Here is a 25,472-nt window from a genome sequence, read left to right on the forward strand (position 1 = left end):
GCACTTGGCATGAACCAGGGTAAAGAGAAGGGTAGCCCCTAACGCAGCTGATACCACCCCTGTGAAGTCGCGCCATGGCGGGGTGGCGCCCCTGCGGGACGGGGACGGCCGTGCGACGAGCCGGACGGCCGGTTCGGAGCCGACTCAAGGCTGGATCGGTGGTGGGGCATCGGTCCGGTCCGGAACACCCGCGTCACCCGGACGAGAGGACGATCCTCTATGAATGTCAGCCCCACCGGGATCGCAGTCAACCTATGGACCCTCATACGCGAGCAGGCGATGGCCCGCCACTGGGAGCTCAGCGACGCCTTTTTCGCTGAGATCGACGGGTTCGCGTGGGTGCAGGGCTGGGCGATCAGCCGGTACCGGACCAGGCACACCTACCGCGATCCCCGGTTCGACCGGGTGGTCGTGTGCTGCACATGCGGGGGAGACGGCAGGGGGGAAGGCGGCCGCGCGTGCCGCACCTGCAAGGGCGACGGCCTGCTCAACTTCTTCGAGCCTCCGGCCGCCAGGAAGAGCGCCTGAGCCGTCCCGCTCGGCTGGAAAGCATTCGAGCCGTCCCGCTCGCCAGGAAGAGCGCCTGAGCCGTTCCGCCCGATCGGCGGCGCCCCCGCCGTATGCGCGTGACGAGAACCTTGACGATCGGCCGTGACGGCCTTACGGTCCTCCGCAGAGGCAGGTAAGGAAACCTTACTAACAAACGCCTCGAAGGCTCGGTGCGACCGTTCCGACCACATGAGCCCGCGCTGCCGGACCGCCTTGGCGGGCGCGCCACGACGCGTCCTGACAAGACGGCCCTGACAGTGCCGACCCGGTGCGGCAGGGCCGCATCGGGGGCCTTCCGCTGCTCTGAACTGCGCGGACAAGTCTCGCCGAATACGCTCCCGCAGGTGCTTGACGGCGCCCAGTTGACGGTGTTCCTATGGTCAAGAATTGTTAAGAAGCTTTCTTAACTCTCCTGGCCCCATCGCCCGAACACCCCCTAGGGAGAGGACAGCCAAGGTGCATCGCCTTCCACGCACCGTCTCCACCATCCTCGTCACGCTCACCCTCACGCTGGCCGCCACGGCCCAGGTCGGCGCCTCGGCCGCCTCCACGCGGTACGAGGCGGAGGCCGCCACGATCTCGCAGGGCTCGGTGGCGGCAGACCACTCCGGGTACTCCGGCTCGGGTTTCGTCGACTACACCAACGTCTCCGGTAGCTATGTGCAGTGGTCGGTCAACGCGCCCACTGCCGGCAGCGCCGGCCTGGTGGTGCGCTACGCCAACGGGACCGCCGTCAACCGCCCGATGGACATCAGCGTGAACGGCACGGTCGTCGCCGCCGCCAAGGCGTTCGCAGGGACGGGTTCCTGGGACACCTGGGCCGACGGCACGGTGACCGCGACGCTGAACGCGGGCGCCAACACGATCCGGGCGACGGCCACGACCGCCAACGGCGGCCCCAACGTCGACTACCTGACCGTCACGACGCAGGCGGACGGTGGCGGCCCCGCCGTGCCGTTCGGAAGCCACCTGTTCCCGTACGCCTCGGGAACCCTCAGGCCGTCCGGCTCGCAGGCGACGCTGGACCAGGCCGTCATCACCTACTACAACAAGTGGAAGGCGGCCTTCCTGAAGCAGAACTGCGGGAACGGCTGGTACGAGGTCATCTCGCCGGACGCCGACCACCCCTACGTCGCCGAGGGCCAGGGCTACGGCATGGTGGTCCTCGCGACGATGGCCGGGGCGGACCCGAACGCCAAGACCGCGTTCGACGGCATGGTGAAGTACATGCTCGCGCACCCCTCGGTGAACAACGCGAACCTGCTGGCGGCCGAGCAGGACACCTCCTGCAAGAGCGTGAACGGCTCGGACTCGGCGACCGACGGCGACCTCGACGTGGCCTACGGCCTCCTGCTCGCCGACCGGCAGTGGGGGAGCGCGGGCACCTACAACTACAAGGACCTCGCGACCAGGCACATCAACGCCATCAAGGCGAGCGAGGTGAACCCGGCCACCCACCTGATGCGGCTCGGTGACTGGAGCACCTCCGGGGACTCCACCTACTACATCACCCGGTCGTCCGACTGGCTGATCGACCACTTCAGGGCGTTCAGGAAGGCGACGGGCGACACCGCCTGGGACACCATCAGGACCGCCCACCAGAACCTGATCACCTCCCAGCAGGCCACCTACGCCTCCTCGACCGGCCTGCTCGCGGACTTCGTGGTGAACACCAACTCCACGCCGAAGCCCGCCCCCGGGCAGGTGCTGGAGGACCCCAACGACGGGAAGTACTGGTGGAACGCCTGCCGTGACCCGTGGCGGATCGGCGCCGACGCCGTGACCAGCGGCGACAGCGCCTCGCTCGCCTCGGCGCGCAAGCTGAACACCTGGATCAAGGGCAAGACGGGCGGCGACCCCGCCAAGATCGCGGTCGGCTACTCGCTCGCGGGGTCGCAGATCGAGAGCGGCAGCGAGCCGGCGTTCTTCGCGCCGTTCACGGTCGCGGCGATGACCGACCCCGGCAGCCAGGCATGGCTCGACGCCCTGTGGACCAAGATGCTCAACACCTCGTTCACGTCGAGCGACTACTACTCGACCAGCATCCAGCTCCAGGTGATGATCATCGCGAGCGGCAACTACTGGGTGCCCTGACCCCCGCGCCGCCCGGCCCCCCCCCGGCCGGGCGGCGTGCCCCGGTGTGAAGCGCTAGCCGTTCGGCATGCGCGTCCGGTGGTCGCCGTCCTGCTTGGCCCGCAGAAGCTCGGTGAACAGGCTCTCCCAGGCCGGCATGACCTCGTCCGGCGAGTACCGCCGCACCGTCCTCCTGGCCTCGGCGCCGAGGCGCCTCCGGAGTTCGGCGTCCTCCACCAGCCGGTTCATGGCCTCGGCCAGCCCCCCGGCATCCTCGGGAGCGACGAGCAACCCGTCGGACCCGTGCGTGATGACGTCCCCCGGCCCCGTGGGGCAGTCGAAGCTCACGATCGCCAGCGCGTGGGTCATGGCCTCGATCATCACCATGGGCAGCCCCTCGAACCTGGAGCTGAGCACGAAGATCGAAGCCTTCGCCAGCTCCTGGTCGAGGTGGTCGCTGCGTCCCATCAGGAAGACGTTGTCCCCGAGCTGCCGCTGGTCGATCAGCTCCTGCAGCTCCGCCTTCTTCGGGCCGGTGCCGTAGATGCGCAGCCGCCAGTCGGGATGCGCGCGCGCCACCCACTCGAAGGCGGGGATGAGGAGGTCGAACCCCTTCTGCGCGTACAGGCGACCGGCCGCGACCACGATGCGCCCGCCGTCCCCGGAGGTCGCGGGGCCGAGCGTGTGGACCGCGTTGGGGATGCGGTGGACCCGCGCCTCCGGCAGCACCCGCTGGTAGTCCGCCCGGTCGGTCTCGGTGAGCACGACCACGGCGTCGAGCCCGCCGTAGTGGCGCACGATCTCCTCGCGCACGTCGTCCCTGTGGGTGGCGAGGTTCATGTGCTCCTGCGCGACCCGTACCACGTGCTCTGGGGCGTGGCGCGCGGAGATGAGGTTCAGCGCCGGCCGGGTTGTCACGAGCACCCCGGAGTCGAGGGAGGAGACGTAGTCGATGACCGCCTTCTCGACGCGCTCGGTGAAGTACGACGCCGCGAACTCGCCGGCGGGGACGACCTTGCCGCGCATCCTCCGCCACGCCCGGCGCGCCACCGAGTCGCGCCGCACGCCGTCCCGCTGGTCGGCCAGCGTCACGATCTCCACGCGGGGGTCTACGGGGAACTGCGGCTTCTTCCTGCGCCGCACGACGCTGACGATCTGGACGTCGTGCCCGGCGGCGGCCATGTGGCCGGCCTGGTTGATCACGGTGCGGATCGTGCCGCCCATGCCGTACGCGTGCAGGAGCAGGTAGCGGATCCTCATGGGCCCTCCGCTTTGTCCGCGGTGTAGCCCCAGCAGGCGCAGATCGGCCGCAGCGACTCCGGTATCTCGTCCGCGCCGGGCAGTTCGCGTCCCGGCTGCACGGTCCCGGTACGGATCTTGTCCTTCCAGTCGCCGAGGCCCTTCTCCAGCAGCAGGCGGTCGCCGTAGGACAGCATCTCCCGCTCCCAGGGGACGCCCAGGAATTCGCAGACGCGCCGCGTCTCGCTCTCGGGGTCCCGGGTCAGGTCCTCGTAGCGCACGGTGAGCCCGGTGAGGGCCGTCCTGGCCTTCTGGACCGCCTTCATGTAGCGCAGGGCGTCCAGCGCCGCGTCCTCCGGCGACCTCTTCTCCCCGCCCGCCTCGTACCACGACCGCGCGATGGACACCGGGTGGCGCAGCAGGAAGACGAACCGGGCGTCCGGCCAGCAGGTGGCGATGCGCTTGTAGGCGAATGCGTTGGCCGGCGTCTTGTCGACGATGGTCTGCTTGCCGCTCCTGGCCAGCTCGCGGTGGAGCACGCGGTCCCACAGCAGGTGCTCCAGGTCGGCCTGGTTGTGGCCGAGCGCGTCCATCGCCTTCTCGGCCAGCGACGTGCCGAAGCCGACGGTCAGCCGCCGTACATGCAGCTCATGGGGGGCGTGCAGCATCGAGTGGCTGTCGAGCAGCGCCCGGAGCAGCGTGGACCCGGAGCGCACGGGCGACAGGACGAAGACCGGCGCGACCAGCAGGCGGTCCGTCTTCGGGTCCACTGGCGGCCTGATTGTTTCAACTGTGTTAACAGGGCTGGTGGTCGCGGGAGCAACCCCCGGTCCGGACGGCCCCGCCTGGCCGACCCTGCTGAGCTGGAATCCCGTGAACCCGCCCAGGGTCTCGTTGGCTTTGCGCTTCCAATCCATGCCGGTGCACGCTACCCAGCGTTTCTGGGAATCCACTGAGCCTTCCTGCACGTCAGCTGAGTGTTACCACCATGTTTCGCCACTTGAGTGGAATTCCGGCACACTGGATGGACCGTGCCAGGTATGCCGTATGCGACCGGGTTGGCACTGGTTAATATCGGCGCAGTCCTGCTCGGGCATCCAAGGGAGCTGCGTGGAGTTTCGCCTGCTTGGTCCTGTCTGCGTGCTCGCCGACGGCGAGAGCCCCCTTGACCTCGGACCGCACCAGCAACAGGCCGTCCTGGCCATGTGCATGCTGGCCGCGCCGCGCCCGATGAGCCCCGCGAGGATCATCGAGGCGCTCTGGGAGGACGAGCCGCCCGCGGGCGCGCTCAACACCGTCCAGGCGTACGTCTCCAAGCTCCGCCGCATCCTGGAGCCCGGACGCGTCCGCGCGGTGGCCCCCAGCATCCTCGTGAGCAAGCTCGGGGGCTACGCCCTGGTCGTTCCCGACGAGAGCCTCGACCTCGCGCGGGCCAGGGCGCACGCGGCGAAGGGGGCGCGGCTGCTCGGCCGCGGCGAGCTGGCCGGGGCGAGGGACGAGCTGCGCCGCGCGCTCGCCGAGTGGCGGGGAGACCCGCTCTCGGGCTTCGAGGAGGACTCCTGGGCGCGTGCGGAGATCTCCCACCTTGGCGAGCTGAGGCTGACGCTGGTGGAGGACACCGCCGAGGCGGAGCTCGGCCTTGGCATCGGGGCCGGGATGGTGCCCGAGCTGACCCGGCTCCTCGCCGGGTTTCCCTTGCGCGAGCGCCTGCGCCGCCTGCGCGCCCACGCGCTCTACCAGGCAGGACGGCAGGCCGACGCCCTGGCCACGCTCGCCGAGGGAAGGCGGTTGCTGGTCGAGGAGCTGGGCCTCGACCCCGACCCTGGCTCCCGCGAGATGGAGAGGGCGATACTCGCCCAGGATCCCTCGCTGATCCCTCGCGGCACGATCACCGCCGCACCCGCCGCACCCGCCGCACCCGCCGCACCCGCCCTGCCCGTGCCGGAGCCGTCGCCGCTGGTGGGCAGGGCGCGGGAGTCCGCCCTGCTGTCGGACGCCGTCGCCGCGGCGGACCACAGGGTCGTGCTGATCGCGGGAGAGCCGGGGATCGGCAAGACGAGCCTCGCCGAGCAGGCCGCGCGGGCCGCCCGCGCCGCCGGCCGTACGGTGGTGTTCGGCCGGTGCTGGGACGGCAGCGGCGCCCCGCCGTTCTGGCCGTGGGCGCAGGCCGTGCGCGAGCTCACCGGGCGCGAGGGCGAGCTGGCCGAGCTGGCGGGCGCGGGGGAGGGCTTCCCGCTCTACGAGGCGGTCGTCCGGCTGGTGAACGGGCACGGCCGCGTGCTCGTCGTCCTCGACGACCTCCAGTGGGCGGACGTCTCCTCGCTCGGGCTGCTGGAGTTCCTGGCGACGACCCGCGCGTGCCCGGCGCTGACCATCGTGGCGACCTACCGGGACACCGACGCCGGCCGGCCGCTGTCCCGCCCCCTCTCGGCCCTCGTACGGCTGCCGCACGTCGAGCGGATCGCCCTGCGCGGCCTGTCGGAGACCGCCATCGGCGAGTACCTCGGCCGGGCGGGCGCCGATCCGGCGCTCGCGGGCCGGATGGCGCGGCTGACGGCGGGGAACCCCTTCTTCCTGGGCGAGGTCGTGCGGCTGGGCGAGGACGTCCCCGCGCCCGAGGCCGTCTCCGACGTCGTCATGGGTCGCATCGCCGCACTGCCGCCGCACACCGGCGACGTCCTGACCTCGGCCGCGCTCCTCGGCAGGGAGGCCCGGCTGGACGTGCTGCTCGACGTGCTGGCCGAGATCGCCGACGTGCCGCAGGACCAGGTGCTCGACATCCTCGACGCGGCGGTGCGCGCCGGGCTGCTCGCCGAGCGGGCCGAGCCGCCGATCGCCCACCGGTTCGTCCACGACATCGTCAGGGATGTGCTGCGCTCCGGGCTCGCCCCGCTGCGCAGGCGCCGCCTGCACGCGCGGGTGGCCGTCGTGCTGGAGCGCCGCGGCGACGCGTCCCTGGCCGAGATCGCCCACCACTACCGCGAGGGGCTGGTCCTCTCGGGGACGGCCGCCAAGGCGATCGACTACGCCCGCCGCGCGGCGGCCCACGCCATGGGGCAGTTCGCCTACGAGGACGCGGTGGAGCACCTCGGGCAGGCCGTCCGGCTGACCGCGCCCCCCGCGGGCCGGGCTTTGCGCTGTGACCTGCTCCTCGACCTCGCGGAGGCGCAGGCGGCCGCGGGGATGAGCACGGCGGTGCGGGCCACGCTGGACGAGGCCGCCGCGCTCGCCGAGGAGATGGGCGACATCGACCGGCTCGCCCGCGCCGCTCTCGGCTTCTCCGACCTGATCTACTGGCTCATGTTCGAGGAATGGGCCGGCATGGACAGGTTCGCCGCCCGCATCGAGCGGGTCCTGCGCGACCATCCCGGCGACTCGCCCTGGGCGCCGCAACTCCTGGCGGCGCTGGCGGTGGCCGGTTACTACCGGCGGTCGATCGAGGAGAGCGGCGACCTCGCCATGGAGGCCGTACGGCGGGCCAGACGGTCAGGGGACGACCGGTCGCTGCTTCGCGCGCTCGTCGCCCACGAGATGCTGCTGCGCGGCGACGCCGACCCCCGCGAGCGGCAGGCCCTGGTCGACGAGATCATCGAGGTCGGCGTCAGGATCGGGGACCTTCCCTACGAGTGGCTCGGGCGCGAGGCCGACTACATCATGCGCGTCTCGGCGGGCGACTTCGACCGGGCCGACGAGCTCCTGGCCTGGCTGTACGAGACCGCCCTGAGCCTTCGCCAGCCCGCGATGGTGAGCCTCGCGGCCTGGCAGACGGCCATCACGGCCTACCTGCGCGGCCGGTTCGGCGAGGCGCTCGCCCGCGCGGAGGAGTCGGGTCTCGCCCACCCCGAGGGGGCGCTCGGCCGGGGCGACCCAGACGCCCGCACCCAGCTGTTCAGGGCGCTCGTCCTGCGGTCCCGCGGTCGCGCGGCGGAGGCGCTCGCGATGGCCGACCTGATGCCCGCCGGACGTCCCGACGACCTGAGCAGGCGGCTCGTGCGCTGCCTCGCCCTGCTCGACCTCGGCGCGGCGGCCCCGGACGCGGCCGGTGCGCACCTCGACCGGCGCGGCGAGGTGCGGGCGGTCCTCGCAGAGCTGTCCGCCGACGGGTTCGAGGCGGTCGGTCACGACCTCTACTACCGGTTCATCGCCGACGCGCTGAGCGAGATCTGCCTGGCCGTGGGCGACCCGGCCGCCGCGCGTGCGCTGTACGACCGGATCACCCTCAAGAACGGCCTGTTCGGCTGGTCGCTGGCCGAGCTGTGCCTCGGCAGGCTGGCCGTGGCCCTCGGCGACGTGGCCCTCGCCGAGCGGCATCTGAGGGAAGGGCTGGACTTCGTCAGGAGCTCGGGCGCCCTGCTTTACGAGGCGCCGGTGCTGGCTCTGCTCGCCGAGGTGACCGGGGACGAGGAGATCGGCGAGGAGGCGGCGCGAGCCGCCGAGAGGCGAGTGTCCGGTGCGGGCTGACCTGGCGATGTCGAGTAGCCTGGCTCGTGCCGCACGATCACGTGGCAGTACGTGGGGAGTGGCGCCGTGACAGAAGGTCCTTGACACAGACGCACAATGTCCCCCTTGGACAAGTGATTGACTCACCGAGCTGCGCTGAGTGGCATGGTCGGGGGAACATGGGGCAAATCCCTATCCGGGTGGTGACATGATCGAAACTTGGCCCGGCGACCCCTATCCGCTCGGGGCTACATACGACGGCGCGGGAACGAACTTCGCGCTCTATACCGAGGTCGGCGAGCGCGTGGAGCTCTGCCTCTTCGACGACGACCACAAGGAGGAACGCGTCGCGCTCACCGAGTGCGAGGGGTTCGTCTGGCATGGATACCTGCCGGGCATAGGGCCCGGCCAGCGGTACGGCTACCGCGTGCACGGCCCGTACGACCCCTCGCGCGGGCAGCGCTGCAACCCGAACAAGCTGCTCCTCGACCCGTACGCCAAGGCGATCGAGGGCGGCGTGCGGTGGGACCAGGCCGTCTACGGCTACCGCTTCGGCGACCCCGACAGCCGTGAGGACACCGACTCGGCCGCGTACGTGCCGAAGTCCATCGTGGTCAACCCCTTCTTCGGATGGGGGCACGACAGGCCGCCCGCGACGCCGTACCACGACACGGTGATCTACGAGGCGCACGTCCGGGGGCTGACCATCCAGCACCCCCGGATCCCCGAGCGCATCCGCGGCACCTACGCCGCGCTCGGGCACCCCGAGATCATCGATCACCTGACGGGGCTCGGGGTGACGGCGGTCGAGCTGATGCCGGTGCACCAGTTCGTCACCGACGACACGCTGGAGCAGCGCGGGCTGACCAACTACTGGGGCTACAACACCATCGGCTTCTTCGCGCCGCACAACGCCTACTCCAGCTCGGGCGAGCGGGGCGGGCAGGTGCTGGAGTTCAAGGCCATGGTGAAGGCCCTGCACGAGGCGAACATCGAGGTCATCCTCGACGTCGTCTACAACCACACGGCCGAGGGCAACCACCTCGGGCCCACTCTCAGCATGCGCGGCATCGACAACGAGGCCTACTACCGGCTCGTGGACGACGACCAGCGCTACTACATGGACACGACGGGCACCGGCAACAGCCTGCTGATGCGCTCGCCGCACACGCTCCAGATGATCATGGACTCGCTGCGCTACTGGGTCATCGAGATGCACGTCGACGGGTTCCGCTTCGACCTCGCCTCGACCCTGGCCAGGGAGCTGCACGAGGTCGACAGGCTGTCGGCCTTCTTCGACCTCGTCCAGCAGGACCCCGTGCTCAGCCAGGTCAAGCTCATCGCCGAGCCGTGGGACGTCGGGCCGGGCGGCTACCAGGTGGGCAACTTCCCGCCCAGGTGGACCGAGTGGAACGGCCGCTACCGCGACACGATCCGCGACATGTGGCGGGGCGAACCCGCCGCGCTGCCGGAGTTCGCCTCGCGCCTCACCGGATCCAGCGACCTCTACCAGGACGACAGCCGCCGTCCCGCCGCGTCGATCAACTTCGTCACCTGCCACGACGGCTTCACGCTGCGCGACCTCGTGTCGTACAACAACAAGCACAACGAGGCGAACGGCGAGGGCAACCGCGACGGCACGGACGACAACCGGTCGTGGAACTGCGGCGAGGAGGGCCCGGCCGGCGGCGCGATCGAGGCGTTGCGCGAGCAGCAGAAGCGCAACTTCCTGGCCACGCTGTTCCTGTCGCAGGGCGTGCCGATGCTCTCCCACGGCGACGAGCTGGGCCGCACGCAGGATGGCAACAACAACGCCTACTGCCAGGACAACGAGATCAGCTGGGTCGACTGGTCGGACGTCCGCGAGAACTGGCTGCTCCTGGAGTTCACCCAGCGGCTCGCCAGGCTCCGCCGCGACCACCCGGTGTTCCGGCGCAGGAGATTCTTCTTCGGGCGCGCGGTGCGCGGCTCGGGCGACGAGCTGACCGACATCGCCTGGCTCACCCCGTCCGGCCAGGAGATGGCCGACGCCGACTGGCACAACGGCTACGCCAGGTCGCTCTGCGTCTTCCTCAACGGCGAGGCCATCACCGAGCCCGACCGGCGGGGACGCCGCGTCGTCGACGACTCGTTCCTGCTGATGTTCAACGCCCACCACGACATCATCCGGTTCACCATCCCGAAGGACTTCGGCGAGGTGTGGGTGCCCGAGATCGACACCGCGGTGCCGATCACGATCGACTCCAAGCTGTACCGGGCGGGTGAGGAGGTGCCCGTCGCGGGTAGGTCGGTCCGGGTGCTACGCCGTGCCTGAGCGGCTCCAGGGCATGCCCGTCTGACATTCGGAGGACACGACGTGACCGAATCCGTGAAGCCCGCGGCGTCCGTGGGGCCCGGGGCGGCCGAACCCACGGCTCCCGCGAAGCCCACGGCGACCTACCGGCTGCAGCTCACCCCGGACTTCGGGTTCGGGGAGGCGGCCGGCCTGGTCGGCTACCTCGCCGAGCTGGGGGTGAGCCACCTCTACCTCTCGCCGATCCTGCAGGCGGTGCCGGCCTCGCTCCACGGCTACGACGTGACCGACCACTCGAAGGTCAGGGAGGAGTTCGGCGGCATCGCGGGCCTGCGCGAGCTCGCGGCCAGGGGACTCCCCCTGATCGCCGACATCGTGCCGAACCACATGACCGTGCCCGTCCCCGAGTCGGCCAACGCCCGGCTCTGGGAGGTCCTGAAGGACGGCCCCGAGTCGCCCTCGGCGCGGTGGTTCGACCTCGACTGGTCCGGCGGCAAGGTCGCGATGCCCGTGCTCGGCGGCGACACCGACGTCGAGGCCGAGGTGGTGGCCGACGGTGACGTGCTGCGCTACTACGACCACGAGTTCCCCGTACGGCAGGGCAGCGGCGGGCGGCTGGACGACCAGTTCTACCGGCTGGTGCCGTGGCGTGAGAGCCCCGGCTACCGGCGGTTCTTCGACGTGTCGTCCCTCATCGGGCTCCGCGTCGAGGACCCCGAGGTCTTCGACGCCACCCACCGGGTGATCCTGTCGCTGGTGGCGGAGGGGGTCATCACCGGGCTGCGGGTCGACCATCCCGACGGGCTGGCCGATCCGCGCGCCTACCTGGCCCGGCTGCGCGAGCTGGCCCCGGTGTGGACGGTCGCGGAGAAGATCCTCATCGACGACGAGCGGCTGCCGGACGACTGGGCGTGCGACGGCACGACCGGGTACGACGCGCTCAACATGGTCACCCGGCTGTTCGTCGATCCGGCGGGTGCCGGGCCGCTGGTCGGCACGTTCCTCCAGCACACCGCTTTCCCCGCCGATTACGACATCGTGCGTTATGAGGCGAAAAAGCAGGTCTTGGCGCAGTTCTTTGGCGGGGAGGTCGACCGGCTCACCCGGGACGTGCCCGAGCTGCGCGAGGCCATGGTCGAGCTGCTCGCGGCGATGCCGGTCTACCGGGCCTACACGGTCCCCGGCGAGGAGCCTGCGGCCGAGACCCTGAGGCTGATCCGCGCGGCCGCCGCGGAGGCGGCCCGGCACGCCGATCCCGACGCGGTGGCCAGGGCGGCCGAGCTGGTCCTGTCCGGCCCCGCCGAGACCGTCACCCGCTTCCAGCAGACCTGCGGTCCGGTCATGGCCAAGGGCGTGGAGGACACCGCGCTGTACCGCTGGTACCCGCTGGCCTGCCTGAACGAGGTCGGCGGCGAGCCCGACCGCTTCGGCGTCTCGGCGGCGGAGTTCCACGCGTTCTGCGCCGGCATGGCGCCGTACACGATGACCACGCTCTCCACGCACGACACCAAGCGCTCGGAGGACGTCCGCGCCCGCCTCGCCGTCCTGTCCGAGCTTCCCGGCGAGTGGGCGGAGGCGGTGGCGGGCTGGTCGGAGCAGGTCTCCTTCGACCCCAAGCTCGACTACCTCGCCTGGCAGAACCTCATGGCGGCCTGGCCGATCAGCGTCGAGCGCTTCAGCGACTACCTGTACAAGGCGGCCAGAGAGGCCAAGACCACCATCTCCTGGATGACGCCGGACACCGCGTACGAGAAGGGCGTCCGCGACTTCGCCGCGCGGGCGATCGACGTCTGCGGGCCCTCGGTCGCCGCGTTCACCGAGCGGCTCGACAAGTACGCCCGGGTGAACTCCCTCGGCCAGAAGCTCGTGCAGCTGATGATGCCGGGCATCCCCGACGTCTACCAGGGCAGCGAGACCACCGACTTCTCGCTGGTCGACCCCGACAACCGGCGGCCGGTGGACTTCGCCTACCGGCGGTCGCTCCTCACGGCCCCGGGCGGCGACAGCTGGGACGCGGCCAAGCTCCAGGTCACCACGTCGGCGCTGCGGTTGCGCGCCGAGCTCGACCCCGCCGCGCCGTACATCCCGCTCGAAGCCGACGAGGCGGGCGCGGGGCGCGAGCATGTCATCGCGTTCGCCAGGGGCGACCAGGCCGTGGCGGTGGCCACGCGGTTCCCGGCCGGCCTGGAGCGGCGCGGCGGCTGGGGCGCCGAGACGCTGACCCTGCCTCCCGGCAGGTGGCGCGACGTGCTCACCGGCACGCGGCACACCGGGCGCATCCCGTTCGCCCACCTGCTCGCGCGTTATCCGGTGGCGTTGCTGGAAAGGGAATAGCGGGCGGCCGTCATCGGCACCACGTCGGTCGGGGACACTCCGTTCTGGAGCACTGCGGGGAGGAACATGTTCGAGGTCTGGGCACCGAAGGCAGGCCATGTCGAGGTGGAGATCGACAAGACCCACCGGCACGAGATGGCCCGCCGGGAGGACGGCTGGTGGACGGCGGAGGTGCCCGGCGCCTCCCATGACACCGACTACGCCTTCAGCGTCGACGGCGGAGAGGCGTTCCCCGACCCGAGGACGCGCCGGCAGCCGTACGGCGTCTTCGGGCCGAGCCGGGTCTACGAGCACGACCGCTTCACCTGGAGCGACCAGGCCTGGCGCGGGCGCGACCTGGCCGGCTCGGTGATCTACGAGTTGCACGTCGGCACGTTCACCAAGGAGGGCACCTTCGACGCGGCGGCGGGCAGGCTCGGCCACCTCGCCGGGCTCGGCGTCGACTTCGTGGAGCTGCTCCCCGTGCCGCCGGTGCCGGGCCGCCACAACTGGGGGTACGACGGGGTCGACCTCTACGCGGTGCACGAGGAGTACGGGGGGCCCGACGGGCTCAAGCGGTTCGTGGACGCCTGCCACCGTGCGGGCATCGGCGTGCTGCTGGACGTGGTCTACAACCACCTCGGACCGTCCGGCAACTTCCTCGCCCAGTTCGGCCCCTACCTCCACGAGTCCGCGTCCTCGTTCTGGGGGCAGGCGGTCAACCTGGACGGCAAGCTCTCCGACGAGGTGCGCCGCTACTTCATCGGCAACGCCATGCAGTGGCTGCGCGACTACCACGTCGACGGGCTGCGCCTGGACGCCGTGCACGCCCTGCACGACAAGCGGGCCCTGCACTTCCTGGAGGAGCTGGCGGAGGAGACGGACGCGCTGTCGGCCGCGCTCGGCCGGCCGCTGACGCTGATCGCCGAGTCCGACATGAACGACCCCCGGCTGATCACCCCGCGCGAGGCCGGGGGCTACGGCCTGGCCGGCACCTGGGACGACGACGTGCACCACGCCCTGCACTCCGCCCTGACCGGCGAGCGGCACGGGTACTACTGCGACTTCGGGCCGATGGAGGTGCTCGCCAAGGTCCTCACCTCGGCCTACCTGCACGACGGCACGTACTCCACGTTCCGGGGGCGCACGCACGGACGCCCGGTCGACCGGCACCGCGTCCCCGGCTACCGCTTCGTGTGCTCGCTGCAGAACCACGACCAGATCGGCAACCGGGCGATGGGCGACCGGCTCTCGCCCGAGGCGCTCAAGGTCGGGGCCGGCCTGCTGCTGACCTCGCCGTTCACCCCGATGCTGTTCATGGGGGAGGAGTGGGGGGCGAGCACGCCGTTCCTGTTCTTCACCGACCACGTGGAGCCGCACCTCGCGCAGGGCGAGAGCGAGCGCAGGGAGCGGGAGTTCGTCGGCTTCGGCTACGACGACTGGGGTACGACGGCGCCCGACCCGCAGGACGAGGCGACGTTCCACCGCTCGAAGCTCGACTGGAGCGAGCTGTCGTCGCCGGTCCACGAGGAGCTGCTCGGCTGGTACCGCGACCTGATCAGGCTCAGGAAGACCATCCCCGACCTCGCCGACCCCCGGCTCGACCGCGTGTCCGTCGACTTCGGCGAGGAGGACCGCTGGATCGTCGTCCACCGGGGCTCGTTCCGCGTGGCCGCCAACCTCGGCGACTCGCCGGTGACCGTGGAGCTCGCGCCGGGCACGGTGCTGATCGCCTCCGACCCGAAGGTCGCGCTGACCGGCGACGGCCTGTCCCTGCCGCCGCACTCGCTGGCCGTGATCCGGCCGGCCTGACCGTCACGGACCATACGGCGTGAGCCCGCGGGCTCACACCGTTCCCGTCTCACACGCCTTCGACGCCGTTCACGCCGCGATCGGGGACAGCATCGTCGACAGGCGGTGCAGGCCGCGTGCGGTGCGGGCCTTCACGGTGCCGAGCGGCACGTCGAGCCGCTCGGCGATCTCCCGCTGGGTGAGCTCGCCGTAGTAGGCGAGCTCGATCGCCTCGCGCTGCGGCTCGGGCAGCACCGCCAGCGCCCGCTGGACCTGGTCACGCCTGCCGAGCACGTCAGCCAGATCGCGGCCGTCGCCGCCCCTGGGCTCCGACACGCTGTCCAGCGGGACGGTCGTGAGCACCCGCACCCGCAGGTGGTCGATGGCGCGCTTGCGGGTGATGCCGAGCAGCCAGGCCGGAAGGCTCCGGCTCGGATCGTAGCGGTGCCGCGAGCGCCACACCTCTGAGAAGACCACCTGCCGCACGTCCTCGATGTCCTGCGCGGGGACGAGCCTGCGCAGGTAGGCCGCGACCAGTGACCCGTACGTCCGGTAGCACTCCGCGAGGGCGGTGTCATCACCGCTCGCCAGACGGATGCCCAGTGTGCCCGTCATTGGACCCTCCTCGGGGCTAGAAAACTTACTCAAAACCTATTCATAGCCCGGTGAGCGGGCACAGTGCAACCCAAGGACGTCCAAAACGAGGGCCGGGCCGGGTCAAGAACGATCGGCGAACGGAGCCGGCGGCAGGGAGTAAGGATCTAGCGAAGCGTGGCGCGTACCTGGGCCACGGCGTCCTGAAGGGAGGTCACCCGGCCTACCCCGGCGGGAAGGCGCTCGTCCCACCAGCCGGGGCCGCCCACGATGATCCGGCTCGCCGGCCGGAGCGCCGGCAGCGCCCGGAGCGGCGCGGGATCGCCCGTGGCGTCGAGCTGCGACCAGACGAAGACCACCAGCGGCCCGAGGCGGCGCATGGCGTCCGCCAGCGCGGCGTGGGGCGTGCGCGGACCGAGGACGCGCGTCTCAAGGCCCTCGGTCGTGGTCAGCGTCGCGGCGAGCGCGTACACCGGCAGGCTGTGCTGCTCGTCCTCCGCGCAGGCCAGCAGGACGACGCGGGGATGCGAGGGACGGGCGGGCCTGCCGGTGCGCTCGCTCAGCGCGCTCAGCAGCCGCTCGGAGAACAGGTGCTCGATCTCGACGCCGAAGCCCGTCGCCTCCTGCCGCCTGGTGATCGTGTCGAAAACCGGCAGGACCAGCCGCTCCCACGTCCAGGCGACCCCACGCTCATCGAAGGCCGAGGTGAGGCCGGTGACCACGGCGTCACCGTCGAGGTTCAGCGCCGCCCTGGCGAGGACCGCGGCGCTCGGAACCCGCCCGGCGCCCGTCTCGGGCACCGCCTGGTCCACTCTTTGCGAAGGTCGCGCGAGGACCGGCGCCTCGGCGGGCCCTCCAGGCTCCTCCGGCCTCGCCCGCCCCGAGACCGTCACCTCCGTGGCCTCGGCCCGCGGCCTCAGGGCCGCCTGGGCGGCCTCGGCGGGCGGCAGCCCGGCCCTGATCAGGCGGTTCATCTCCTCAAGGCGCAGCAGGTCGGCCGCGTCGTAGCGCCGGTGCCCGCCGGGGCTGCGGTGGCTCGGCCCGATGCCGTAGCGGAGGTTCCAGGTGCGCAGGGTGGGAGCGGGCACGCCGAGCCGCCGGGCGACGGCGCCGATGCCGTAACTCGGCCCCTCGTCGACCGGCTCGCCGGTCATCTCACCTGTGCGCTCGTCCATCTCGCTCTGCTCCGGCCCCTGCTCGCGGGCCCGCCCGTCGAGGTAACAGCCTGCCAGGTGACGGCACCCGCCCGGACCGCCCCGGACGATCACGCCTCGGCTCGTACGTCCGGCCGCGCTTCCCCTCTCGCTGATTTCTTCGCAAGCTACCCGCCGCCGGACGCAACCGCTCGCCCGCGACCTTCGAAGACCTAGGTGTGGACACCGTCATCGTGCTGCTCACCAGGGATCTGCGGGTGCACGACCACCCGGCGCTGGCCGAGGCGTGCGCCCGCGCACGCTCGGTCGTCCCCCTGTTCGTCCTGGACACCGCGATACGCGGACACCACCGCCAGGGCTTCCTGGCCGAGGCCCTTGCGGACCTGAGGTCGTCACTCCGCGATCTCGGAGGCGACCTGGTGGTCCGCCGGGGCGACCCCGTGGCCGAGGCCGTCCGGCTCGCGACCGGGCTCCGGGCGTCGGCGATCTACGCCTCGGCGGACGTCAGCGCGTACGCCCGCGCGCGCGAGCGGCGCCTCGCGAAGGAGTGCGAGGCCCACCGGCTGGACTTCCGGCTGTTTCCGGGCGTGACCGTCGTGCCGTCCGGCGAGCTGGTGCCCGCCGGTGGGGATCACTACCGCGTGTTCACCCCCTACTGGCGGGCCTGGTCGAGCGCGCGTCACCGGCCGGTGCTCGGGCCGCCGAAGCTGGTCCCGCTGCCCGACGGCATCGAACCGGGGGAGCTGCCCGTACGGCCGCGCAAGCCGTACGGGAACCTGCGCGGCGGCGAGACCGCGGCCCGGCGGCGCCTGGACCTGTGGCTGAAGCTCTGCCTGGCCGACTACGCCGAGGGGCACGACGCGCTGGCGGAGGACCAGACCTCCATGCTGAGCCCGTATCTCCGGTTCGGCTGCGTGTCGCCGTCCGAGGTGGCCGCCCGGGCCATGGACCACGTCGGCGCCGACGACTTCGTCAGGCAGCTCTGCTGGCGCGACTTCTACCATCAGGTCGCGCTGGCCTTCCCCGACCTGCCGCGACGCGACTACCGGCCGAGGAGGACCCACTGGAACGACGACGAGGACGCCGCCCAGGCCTGGCGGGAGGGCATGACCGGGGTGCCGATCGTGGACGCCGGGATGCGCCAGCTCCTCGCCGAGGGCTGGATGCACAACCGCGCCCGCATGATCGTCGGCTCCTTCCTGACCAAGCGGCTGATGATCCACTGGCGGGTGGGCGGGGAGCACTTCGCCGAGCTGCTGCTGGACGGGGACATCCCGAACAACTGGGGCAACTGGCAGTGGGTCGCGGGCACGGGCAACGACACCAGGCCGAACCGCGTGCTCAACCCCCTGCGCCAGGCGCACAGGTTCGACGCGGACGGCGCGTACGTGCGCAGGTACGTCCCCGAGCTGGCCGGGCTGCCGGCCCCGCTGATCCACGAGCCGTGGAAGGCCTCGCCGAAGGTGCCGGGCTATCCACCCCCGCTCGTCCCCTCGTGGACAATGGACAGATGATCGTCGCATTCTCCGTCACCCCGCTCGGCGTGGGCGAGGCCGTGGCCGAGCCCGTGGCAAGAGCGGTCCGCGTGGTCCGCGAGAGCGGCCTGCCGAACAGCACCGACGCCATGTTCACCACGGTCGAGGGCGGGTGGGACGAGGTCATGGACGTCGTGAAGCGCGCCGTCGAGGCCGTCGCCGAGGTCGCCCCCCGCGTCAGCCTGGTGCTCAAGGCCGACCTGCGCGAGGGCGTGGACGACGCCATGACCTCCAAGGTCGAGTCCCTCGAACGCCACCTCGCCAACCCCCAGCCCTGACCTCCGCCGACGGAAGAGCCGCCGTCGTCAGAAAAGCCGGAGCTGTCCTGTGCGCTGTGCCCTGGCCTCGCCGAGCCGCAGGGCCGCGACGGACGCGAGCACCAGGAGCCCCGTCAGCACGGCCAGCCCCAGCAGGTCGGGGGTGAGTTCGCCGAGCGTCCGCCCGTCGAGGAGCGCGCCCCTGACCACGACCAGGCTGCCGGTGAGCGGGAGGGCCGAGCCGAACGCCCGTACCCAGCCTGGCAGCGCGAACAGCGGCAGCCGCACTCCGCTGGCGAACCACATCGGGTCGTCCAGCAGCGTGTAGAGGAACGCGGAGTCCCTCGAGAAGATCAGCAGGCTGTTGAGGAACGCGCCCCAGGCGACGGCGGGCACCAGCAGGGCGAGGAAGACCACGGCGTACATCGCCGGGTGGGCGACGTGCACGACGTCCAGCGCGGTGAACAGGGCGACCATGAAGCAGGCGAACAGCCAGGCGTTCGGCACCAGCGCGCCGAACCCGTTGGCGACGACGATCGCGAACCGGTTGGCGGGCGAGAGGAACAGCAGCTCCAGCGTGCCGGTCACCCGCTCGAAGGAGAAATGCCAGGCCGACTGCACGAGCGAGAAGAAGAACGTGAACCCGAGCGCGCCGGTGGCCAGGAACGCCAGCAGGCGCTGCGGGTCGGCCGCCAGCGGCCAGCGTTCGGCGATGCCCGGTGTGGCGGCGAGCGGGCGGACGGTGTAGTACGTCGCCGCGAGCTGCATCAGCGGCCAGAGCACCATCGAGAAGACGACCAGCTTGCTGCCGAAGACCCGGCGGTGCTGCTTGAGCGCCTCAGCCCTGAACACCTTGGCCGCGTGCCGCATGGCCCCGTCCTTCCTTGGGACGCGCCGCGTGGAGCCGTCGTTCGCCGGCAGGTCAGGAGGCAGGGGCACCCGGCCGGGCCGGTTCACGCCTTCGCGGTGCATGCCGTACAGCAGGACTTCGTGCGGCTTCGGCGACCTCACGCGGTGACCAGCCCAGCGGCGTCGTTGAGGGCGAGGATCGCGTCCTCCAGTGAGGGGTCGGCGACCTCCAGACCGCCCAGGGTGCCGCCCGCGCCGACGATGGCCATGGTGAGCGGACCGGCGATGTCGCCGGGATGGCTGAGGGAGACGACCAGGGCCCCGTCCTCGGCCCGTTCCAGCCCGGCGACCGCGCCGAGCCGGTCGGCGAAGGACCTGACGGCGCTCTCCACCTCCGGCGACGGGTCGGACACCGTGACCCGTACGGTGCGGTGGCAGCCGGTCTGGGCCGTCAGCTCGGCCGGGCTTCCCGAGGTGAGGTGCCTGCCGTCGCCGATCACGTACACGTGCTCGCACAGCTCCTCCACCTCGGCCAGGTAGTGGGAGGTGAGCAGGACGCCCTTGCCCTCCGCGGCGAGCCGGGCGACCACGCGCCGCAGGTCACGGGCGATCGGCGCGTCCAGGCCGAGGGTGGGCTCGTCGAGCAGCAGGTAGGCCGGATCGTTGATCAGCCCCCGGGCGATGGACAGCCGCTGGGCCATGCCTCGCGAGTAGCGCTCCACCATCGTGTCCGCCGCGCCGGTCAGGCCGACCAGGGCGAGGAGCTCGGCGATGCGGGCGTCGAGCGCGGTACGCGGGACGTCGTAGAGCTGGCCGAAGTACCAGAGGTTCTCCCGGCCGGTCATCCGGGCGTAGACCATGCGCTCGCCGCCCGCGATGAGGTTGATCCTCCTGCGCACGGCGTTCGGGTCCTTCAGCGGGTCGAGGCCGTCCACCCGCACGGTGCCGCCGGTCTGGCGCAGCAGCGTGGCCAGGATCTTGATCGTGGTGGTCTTGCCCGCGCCGTTCAGGCCGAGCAGGCCCGTCACCCGCCCGGGCGGGATCTCCAGCGTGAGCCCGTCCACCGCCACCTTGGTGGCGCGGCCGGCGCGGAATTCCTTGCGCAGTCCCGCTGTCCTGATCATCGTCAGTAGCTCCTCTCCATCGCGTGCCGCTCGGCGCGGGGCAGCCACAACAGGCCCGCGACGGTGTAGATCAGGCCGAGGCCGAGGGCGACGGCCAGCCGGCCGGGTACGAGGCCGCCGCCCGTGGTGAAGACTCCCCTGATGACGTCCATGGCCGCCGTCGTGGGCACCAGCTCGCCGAGCCACTGGAAGACGCCGGGCAGGTACTGGCGGGGAAAGGTGAACCCCGACAGCAGGGCGATGGCGAGGAACACGGTGTTCTGCGTGATGTGGGCCTCGCCTGCCGTGATCATGAGGGCGCTCAGCACCATCGACATCCCGAACACCGCCACGCCCAGGGCGAGGACGGCCGCCTCGGCTTCCGGCGCGCCGGAAGCCGCCGGACGTACCCCGAGGGCGTAGGCGCACACGAGCAGGACCGCGACCTCCAGGGCGATGGCGGTGAAGGCGAACGCGGCGAAGCCCAGCAGGTAGGGCAGGCGGCTCGCGGGCGCGACGAGCAGCGCCCCGAGCGTGCCCTCCCGCTGCTCCTGGATGAGCGCCTTGGCGACCCACAGGATGCCGTGGGTGGTGAACATGAACGCCGCCGCGCCGACGGTGATGTAGCCGAGGTAGTCCGCCGACCCGGTCGCGGCGACGAAGTCACCCGCCACCCGGCCCCCGCCGATGGCCGCAAGCCCGAGGTACGCCAGGCCGACGGTGAAGACGCCGAGCATCAGGGTGCCGACGAAGTACGACCAGGGGTAGGCGCGCCGGGTGACCGACCAGGTCCTGTGGAAGGTCGACCAGGCGACGTTCACGGAAAGTGTGGAGGTGAGCATGTAAGTCTCCTTTAGGGACTGACAAGTTTCTATCAGAGACGGACACGAGCGTAAAGTGAGCCCATGGCACGGGAACTTCGCGAGCGGGACCTCCAGTGCGCGATCGCGCAGGCCGCGGCCGTCATCGGCGACTGGTGGAGCCTGCTCGTCGTGCGCGAGGTCACGCGCGGCCACCACCGCTTCGAGGAGCTGCTCGCCGAGCTGGGCATCTCGCGCAAGGTGCTCACCGAGCGGCTCGGGCACCTGGTCGAGCATGATGTCCTCAGGCGGCAGCCGTACCAGACGGGGCCCGTACGGCACGAGTACGTGCTCACCGAGACCGGATGGGCGCTCGCCCCCGTGCTGATCTCCATGCAGGACTGGGCCGACCGGTGGCTGCTGGCCGACGGCTCGCTCACCGGAAGCGCGGCCCCTGAGAGCGCCGAGGCCGGGCGGGTCCAGGCCCTGCGAGGGATGGAGATCCCCGCTCCGCTCGTCCTGCCCTCGGCAGGCCCCGCGGGCGGTGACGCCGTGACCGGCTCGCCCATGGACGTGGTGGGGAGCTCGCGGGCGACCGTGCTGTTCACCTACCCGGCGACGGGGATTCCCGCGCCGCTGCCCCCCTACTGGGGGCAGGTGCCGGGCGCGGTCGGCTGCACCCTGGAGAACCGGCTGTTCCGTGACGCCGCCCCCGGCTTCGCCGCCGAAGGCGTCGCGATCCACGGCGTCAGCACCCAGCGCCCCGACGAGCAGGCCGCCTTCGCGACGGCGGAGGGCATCACGTTTCCGCTGCTCTCGGACATGGACCTGCGCATGGCGGCGGCGCTAAGGCTGCCCACGTTCCGGGCGGGCCAGGCGCTCAGGCTCAAGCGCCTGATCCTGGTCGTGGATCCCGCACGGGTGATCCGCCACGTGATCTACCCGGTGCTCGACATCCCGGCCGCCGTCGCCGAGGCGCGGGAGGCGGCCGCGAAGGTCGCCGCCGGTCAGGGCTTGCGGGCCACGCCGCCCGAGCCGAGGGAACCGAATCGTTCGACCAGGTAGGGCGGGATGAACAGGGCGCTGGGCACGGGTTCGAAGTCGCCGAAGAGGCGGGCGATCTCCTCGGCGGGCCGCGGCGTCACGGGCATGTTCGCCCGGGAGTAGATCTGGCGCAGCCGCTCGGTGTCGCCGCCGCGCTCGCCGGTCACGGTGAGGTGCGTGATCCCCAGGTAGCTGCCCGGCGCGACCATCTCGCGCAGCTTGGCCACGTGCTCCTGTGGCTCGTCCACGAAGTGGAGCACGGCCATCATCAGCAGGCCGACCGGCCTGCTCCAGTCGACGAGCCCGGTCTGGGTGACCTTCGCGTGGATGTCCTCCGGCTTGCGGACGTCGCCGTTGACCATGGCGACGGTGGCGGTCTTCGCGAGCAGCGCCCGGCCGTGCACGCACACCACCGGGTCGTTGTCGACGTACACCGTGCGGGCGTCGGGAGCCACGGAGTGGGCCACCTGGTGGACGTTGTTCGCGGTGGGCAGGCCCGCGCCGATGTCGACGAACTGGCGGATGCCGACCTCGGCGGCCAGGTAGCGGACGACCTTGCCGAGGAACTCGCGGTTGCGCCGGACGCCGTCGCGGGACTCGGGGAACACCCTGACGATCTGCTCTGCCGCCTCGCGGTCCGCGGCGAAGTTGTCCTTGCCGCCGAGCATGTAGTCGTAGATACGGGACGCGTTCGCCGTGTGGACGTCGACACCGCCCGGGGCCTCACCGATCACCGCGTCCTCCAGACTCGCGCCGACGCCGTCCGCACGGGCCCCCCGGATGCGTGTGGTCCAGCACCTTCGAGCGTACCGGAAAGAGTCCTTTCAAATCGGCCCAAATGCTCGGAACGTATGGCTCCGGACACCAGGGGTACGTGGACGCGACGGCTCGCGCTCGGAAGGGCTGAGTACCATCGGCCGTGGCGCCCCCTCGGGAGGTTTGATATCTGTATGAACCGGACGTCGCGGGGGTAGTGCCCCTCTGACCTGAACGAGCGTGACGAGGAGTTCTCATGGTGCACGAGCGCGCTGGGAAGCCGGCGCAGGCGTCCGATCTGGTGGATGTGCCCCGTCTCGTGACGGCGTACTACGCCCTGCACCCCGACCCGGGCCGCCCGGAACAGCGCGTCTCCTTCGGGACCTCCGGCCATCGGGGATCGTCCCTCGCCACCGCGTTCAACGAGGAGCACATCCTCGCCACCAGCCAGGCCGTCTGCGAGTACCGCGCGCGGCAGGGCGTCGACGGGCCGCTGTTCCTCGGAGTGGACACGCACGCGCTGTCGGAGCCCGCGCGCGTCACCGCGCTGGAGGTCTTCGCCGCCAACGGCGTCACCGTGCTGATCGACAGCCGGGACGGCTACACGCCCACCCCGGCGGTGTCGCACGCCATCCTCGCCCACAACCGCGGACGCGCCACCGGCCTCGCGGACGGCGTCGTGGTGACCCCCTCGCACAACCCGCCGGGCGACGGCGGGTACAAGTACAACCCGCCGAACGGCGGCCCGGCCGAGACCGACGCCACCTCCTGGATCCAGGACCGCGCCAACGCGCTGATCGCCGGGGGGCTGAAGGAGGTCCTGCGCATCCCGTACGAGCGCGCGGTGACGGCCGAGACCACCGGCCGGTACGACTTCCTCGGCTCGTACGTGGACGACCTGCCCTCGGTGATCGACGTGGCGGCGATCCGCGGCGCCTCGGTGCGCATCGGAGCCGATCCGCTGGGCGGCGCGAGCGTTGCGTACTGGGGGGAGATCGCCGAGCGGCACGGGCTGGACCTCACCGTGGTGAACCCCGCGGTCGACCCCACCTGGCGGTTCATGACGCTCGACTGGGACGGCAAGATCCGCATGGACTGCTCGTCCCCGTACGCCATGGCCTCCCTCATCGCGAACCGGTCCGCCTTCCAGGTGTCCACGGGCAACGACGCGGACGCCGACAGGCACGGCATCGTGACCCCGGACGCCGGGCTGATGAACCCCAACCACTACCTGGCCGTCGCGATCTCCTACCTGTGGAGCCACCGCCCCGGGTGGCCGGACGGCGCCCGCGTCGGCAAGACCATGGTCAGCAGCGGCATGATCGACCGGGTGGTCGCCGACCTCGGCCGCGAGCTGTACGAGGTCCCGGTCGGGTTCAAGTGGTTCGTCGGCGGCCTGCTCGACGGGTCACTGGGCTTCGGCGGAGAGGAGAGCGCGGGGGCCTCGTTCCTCCGCCGCGACGGGTCGATCTGGACCACCGACAAGGACGGCATCATCCTGGCCCTGCTGGCGTCGGAGATCGTCGCGGTGACCGGAAAGTCGCCCAGCGAGCACTACGCCGGGCTGGTGGACAGGTTCGGCGAACCGGCGTACGCCCGCGTCGACGCCCCGGCCACGCGGGAGGAGAAGGCGGCGCTCGCGCGGCTGTCGGCCGGGGACGTCACGGCGGGCACGCTCGCCGGGGAGCCGGTGAGCGCGGTCCAGAACTCCGCGCCGGGGAACGGCGCCCCGCTCGGCGGGATCAAGGTCTCCACGGAGAACGCCTGGTTCGCGGCCCGCCCGTCCGGCACGGAGGACGTGTACAAGATCTACGCGGAGTCGTTCAAGGGGCCGGAGCACCTGGCCCAGGTGCAGGAGGAGGCGCGCGCCCTGGTCGGCGCGACGCTCCGGCGGGCCGGCGGCCCGGCCTAGGCGGGCCGCGCGCCGGGCACGGCTCGCGCTGCCCGGACGACGCGCTCGCTCACCGCGGTGAGCGAGCGCGGGGGGCACGGATCAGGGGAGCTTCCACTCGACGGGGCCCGCGCCCTGCTTCTCGAGGAGCTGGTTCGCCCGGCTGAACGGGCGGGTGCCGAAGAAGCCGTTACGCGCCGACAGCGGGCTCGGGTGCGCGGACTCGATGCACGGCACCTGCCCGAGCATCGGCTTGAGCGACCGGGCGTCGCGCCCCCAGAGGATGGCGACCAGCGGGCCGCCCCGGGCGACGAGCGCGTGGATGGCCTGCTCGGTGACCTCCTCCCAGCCCTTGCCGCGATGGGAGGCGGGCTTGCCGGGGGCCACGGTGAGCACCCTGTTGAGCAGCAGCACGCCCTGCTCGGTCCACGGGGTGAGGTCGCCGTTGCCCGGCGGGGGGTAGCCGAGGTCGGCGGAGTACTCCTTGAAGATGTTGACCAGGCTGCCCGGCAGCGGGCGCACGTCCGGGGCGACGGAGAAGCTCAGGCCGACGGGGTGGCCGGGCGTGGGGTAGGGATCCTGCCCGACGATGAGCACGCGCACCTGCTCGAGGGGCTGCTGGAACGCCCTCAGCACGTTGGCCCCCGCGGGGAGGTACTGCCTGCCCTCGGCGATCTCCTGCCGGAGGAAGTCGCCGAGCGCGGCGATGCGCTCGGCGACGGGCTCCAGGGCGGTTGCCCACCCGGATTCGACGACTTCGTTCAATGGACGACCGGTCATGTCCGGATCTT

General features: G+C 71.5%; 19 protein-coding genes. 10 read left to right on the forward strand and 9 right to left on the reverse strand.

All coding sequences use genetic code 11. The annotated features are described in order from the left end of the window. Positions 1–219 precede the first annotated feature (219 nt). Positions 220–528: a hypothetical protein gene (locus OG589_RS00425; RefSeq protein ID WP_405145166.1), complete on the forward strand. Its 309-nt coding sequence runs from the start codon at positions 220–222 to the stop codon at positions 526–528. Between the two features lie 477 nt (positions 529–1,005). Then, positions 1,006–2,643 carry a glycosyl hydrolase family 8 gene (locus tag OG589_RS00430; protein WP_405145167.1) on the forward strand — a complete coding sequence of 546 codons (1,638 nt, stop codon included), beginning with the start codon at positions 1,006–1,008 and terminating at the stop codon, positions 2,641–2,643. A gap of 54 nt (positions 2,644–2,697) precedes the next feature. Here the strand turns inward: OG589_RS00430 and OG589_RS00435 are convergent, their stop codons facing one another. Further along, complete coding sequence (locus OG589_RS00435) at positions 2,698–3,882, reverse strand: glycosyltransferase family 4 protein (protein ID WP_405145168.1); 1,185 nt, start codon at positions 3,880–3,882, stop codon at positions 2,698–2,700. Further along, entirely contained in the window at positions 3,879–4,631 is a 753-nt protein-coding gene (locus OG589_RS00440; RefSeq protein WP_405145169.1) for a sulfotransferase family protein, read from the reverse strand. The genes OG589_RS00435 and OG589_RS00440 overlap by 4 nt, the downstream gene beginning before the upstream one ends. Before the next feature lie 340 nt (positions 4,632–4,971). Between OG589_RS00440 and OG589_RS00445 the strand changes: the two genes are divergently transcribed. From OG589_RS00445 to treZ, 4 genes are all read left to right on the forward strand, one after another. Beyond that, a complete protein-coding gene (locus OG589_RS00445) occupies positions 4,972–8,322 on the forward strand; it encodes a BTAD domain-containing putative transcriptional regulator (RefSeq protein WP_405145170.1) in 3,351 nt (1,116 codons plus the stop codon). Positions 8,323–8,509: 187 nt separating this feature from the next. Continuing rightward, a complete protein-coding gene (glgX, locus tag OG589_RS00450; protein WP_405145171.1) occupies positions 8,510–10,615 on the forward strand; it encodes a glycogen debranching protein GlgX in 2,106 nt (701 codons plus the stop codon). A 42-nt stretch (positions 10,616–10,657) separates the two neighbouring features. Further along, complete coding sequence (gene treY / locus OG589_RS00455; protein ID WP_405145172.1) at positions 10,658–12,928, forward strand: malto-oligosyltrehalose synthase; 2,271 nt, start codon at positions 10,658–10,660, stop codon at positions 12,926–12,928. A gap of 66 nt (positions 12,929–12,994) precedes the next feature. Beyond that, positions 12,995–14,719, forward strand: coding sequence for a malto-oligosyltrehalose trehalohydrolase (gene treZ, locus OG589_RS00460; protein WP_405145173.1), 1,725 nt, complete (start codon positions 12,995–12,997; stop codon positions 14,717–14,719). Positions 14,720–14,788: 69 nt separating this feature from the next. Here treZ and OG589_RS00465 read toward each other — a convergent pair whose 3' ends face one another. Further along, complete coding sequence (locus OG589_RS00465) at positions 14,789–15,313, reverse strand: RNA polymerase sigma factor (RefSeq protein ID WP_405145174.1); 525 nt, start codon at positions 15,311–15,313, stop codon at positions 14,789–14,791. Positions 15,314–15,459: 146 nt separating this feature from the next. Further along, a complete protein-coding gene (locus OG589_RS00470; RefSeq protein WP_405145175.1) occupies positions 15,460–16,560 on the reverse strand; it encodes a MerR family transcriptional regulator in 1,101 nt (366 codons plus the stop codon). A 104-nt stretch (positions 16,561–16,664) separates the two neighbouring features. On the opposite strand from OG589_RS00470, the gene OG589_RS00475 reads away from it, so the two are divergent. Beyond that, the gene (locus tag OG589_RS00475; protein ID WP_405145176.1) at positions 16,665–17,960 is read left to right on the forward strand and encodes a cryptochrome/photolyase family protein; all 1,296 of its coding nucleotides are present in this window, start codon (positions 16,665–16,667) and stop codon (positions 17,958–17,960) included. Next, positions 17,957–18,259: an MTH1187 family thiamine-binding protein gene (locus OG589_RS00480; RefSeq protein WP_405145177.1), complete on the forward strand. Its 303-nt coding sequence runs from the start codon at positions 17,957–17,959 to the stop codon at positions 18,257–18,259. Before OG589_RS00475 ends, OG589_RS00480 begins: the two co-directional genes overlap by 4 nt. 27 nt (positions 18,260–18,286) lie before the next feature. Here the strand turns inward: OG589_RS00480 and OG589_RS00485 are convergent, their stop codons facing one another. Genes OG589_RS00485 through OG589_RS00495 form a run of 3 tightly spaced genes read right to left on the reverse strand, consistent with a single transcriptional unit; the run spans position 18,287 to position 21,032 of the window. Further along, complete coding sequence (locus tag OG589_RS00485; RefSeq protein WP_405145178.1) at positions 18,287–19,249, reverse strand: ABC transporter permease; 963 nt, start codon at positions 19,247–19,249, stop codon at positions 18,287–18,289. Then, positions 19,246–20,211, reverse strand: a complete 966-nt coding sequence (locus OG589_RS00490; protein ID WP_405145179.1) for an ABC transporter ATP-binding protein — start codon at positions 20,209–20,211, stop codon at positions 19,246–19,248. Before OG589_RS00490 ends, OG589_RS00485 begins: the two co-directional genes overlap by 4 nt. A 2-nt stretch (positions 20,212–20,213) precedes the next feature. Beyond that, complete coding sequence (locus OG589_RS00495; protein ID WP_405145180.1) at positions 20,214–21,032, reverse strand: ABC transporter permease; 819 nt, start codon at positions 21,030–21,032, stop codon at positions 20,214–20,216. A 63-nt stretch (positions 21,033–21,095) separates the two neighbouring features. On the opposite strand from OG589_RS00495, the gene OG589_RS00500 reads away from it, so the two are divergent. Beyond that, positions 21,096–22,055 (forward strand): winged helix-turn-helix transcriptional regulator, encoded by a 960-nt coding sequence (locus OG589_RS00500; protein ID WP_405145181.1) that lies wholly within the window; start codon positions 21,096–21,098, stop codon positions 22,053–22,055. Here OG589_RS00500 and OG589_RS00505 read toward each other — a convergent pair. Continuing rightward, positions 21,998–22,768 carry an SAM-dependent methyltransferase gene (locus OG589_RS00505; protein ID WP_405145182.1) on the reverse strand — a complete coding sequence of 257 codons (771 nt, stop codon included), beginning with the start codon at positions 22,766–22,768 and terminating at the stop codon, positions 21,998–22,000. The genes OG589_RS00500 and OG589_RS00505 overlap by 58 nt on opposite strands. A gap of 278 nt (positions 22,769–23,046) precedes the next feature. Here OG589_RS00505 and pgm point away from each other — a divergent pair, with 278 nt between their 5' ends. Beyond that, positions 23,047–24,702: a phosphoglucomutase (alpha-D-glucose-1,6-bisphosphate-dependent) gene (pgm, locus tag OG589_RS00510; protein ID WP_405145183.1), complete on the forward strand. Its 1,656-nt coding sequence runs from the start codon at positions 23,047–23,049 to the stop codon at positions 24,700–24,702. A gap of 81 nt (positions 24,703–24,783) precedes the next feature. Here the strand turns inward: pgm and OG589_RS00515 are convergent, their stop codons facing one another. Beyond that, on the reverse strand, positions 24,784–25,461 hold the full coding sequence (locus OG589_RS00515) for a uracil-DNA glycosylase (protein WP_405145184.1): 678 nt from the start codon (positions 25,459–25,461) through the stop codon (positions 24,784–24,786). Between the last annotated feature and the right edge of the window lie 11 nt (positions 25,462–25,472).

The sequence above is a fragment of the Sphaerisporangium sp. NBC_01403 genome (assembly GCF_045040145.1).
GTDB classification, from domain to species: domain Bacteria; phylum Actinomycetota; class Actinomycetes; order Streptosporangiales; family Streptosporangiaceae; genus Sphaerisporangium; species Sphaerisporangium viridialbum.

Coding starts and splice junctions, on each gene's coding strand:
- glgX (WP_405145171.1), top strand. CDS start 8,510: ATGATCGAAACTTGGCCCGGCGACCCCTATCCGCTCGGGGCTACATAC.
- OG589_RS00480 (WP_405145177.1), top strand. CDS start 17,957: ATGATCGTCGCATTCTCCGTCACCCCGCTCGGCGTGGGCGAGGCCGTG.
- OG589_RS00490 (WP_405145179.1), bottom strand. CDS start 20,211: ATGATCAGGACAGCGGGACTGCGCAAGGAATTCCGCGCCGGCCGCGCC.
- OG589_RS00425 (WP_405145166.1), top strand. CDS start 220: ATGAATGTCAGCCCCACCGGGATCGCAGTCAACCTATGGACCCTCATA.
- OG589_RS00465 (WP_405145174.1), bottom strand. CDS start 15,313: ATGACGGGCACACTGGGCATCCGTCTGGCGAGCGGTGATGACACCGCC.
- OG589_RS00435 (WP_405145168.1), bottom strand. CDS start 3,882: ATGAGGATCCGCTACCTGCTCCTGCACGCGTACGGCATGGGCGGCACG.
- treZ (WP_405145173.1), top strand. CDS start 12,995: ATGTTCGAGGTCTGGGCACCGAAGGCAGGCCATGTCGAGGTGGAGATC.
- OG589_RS00500 (WP_405145181.1), top strand. CDS start 21,096: ATGGCACGGGAACTTCGCGAGCGGGACCTCCAGTGCGCGATCGCGCAG.
- OG589_RS00495 (WP_405145180.1), bottom strand. CDS start 21,032: ATGCTCACCTCCACACTTTCCGTGAACGTCGCCTGGTCGACCTTCCAC.
- OG589_RS00515 (WP_405145184.1), bottom strand. CDS start 25,461: ATGACCGGTCGTCCATTGAACGAAGTCGTCGAATCCGGGTGGGCAACC.
- pgm (WP_405145183.1), top strand. CDS start 23,047: ATGGTGCACGAGCGCGCTGGGAAGCCGGCGCAGGCGTCCGATCTGGTG.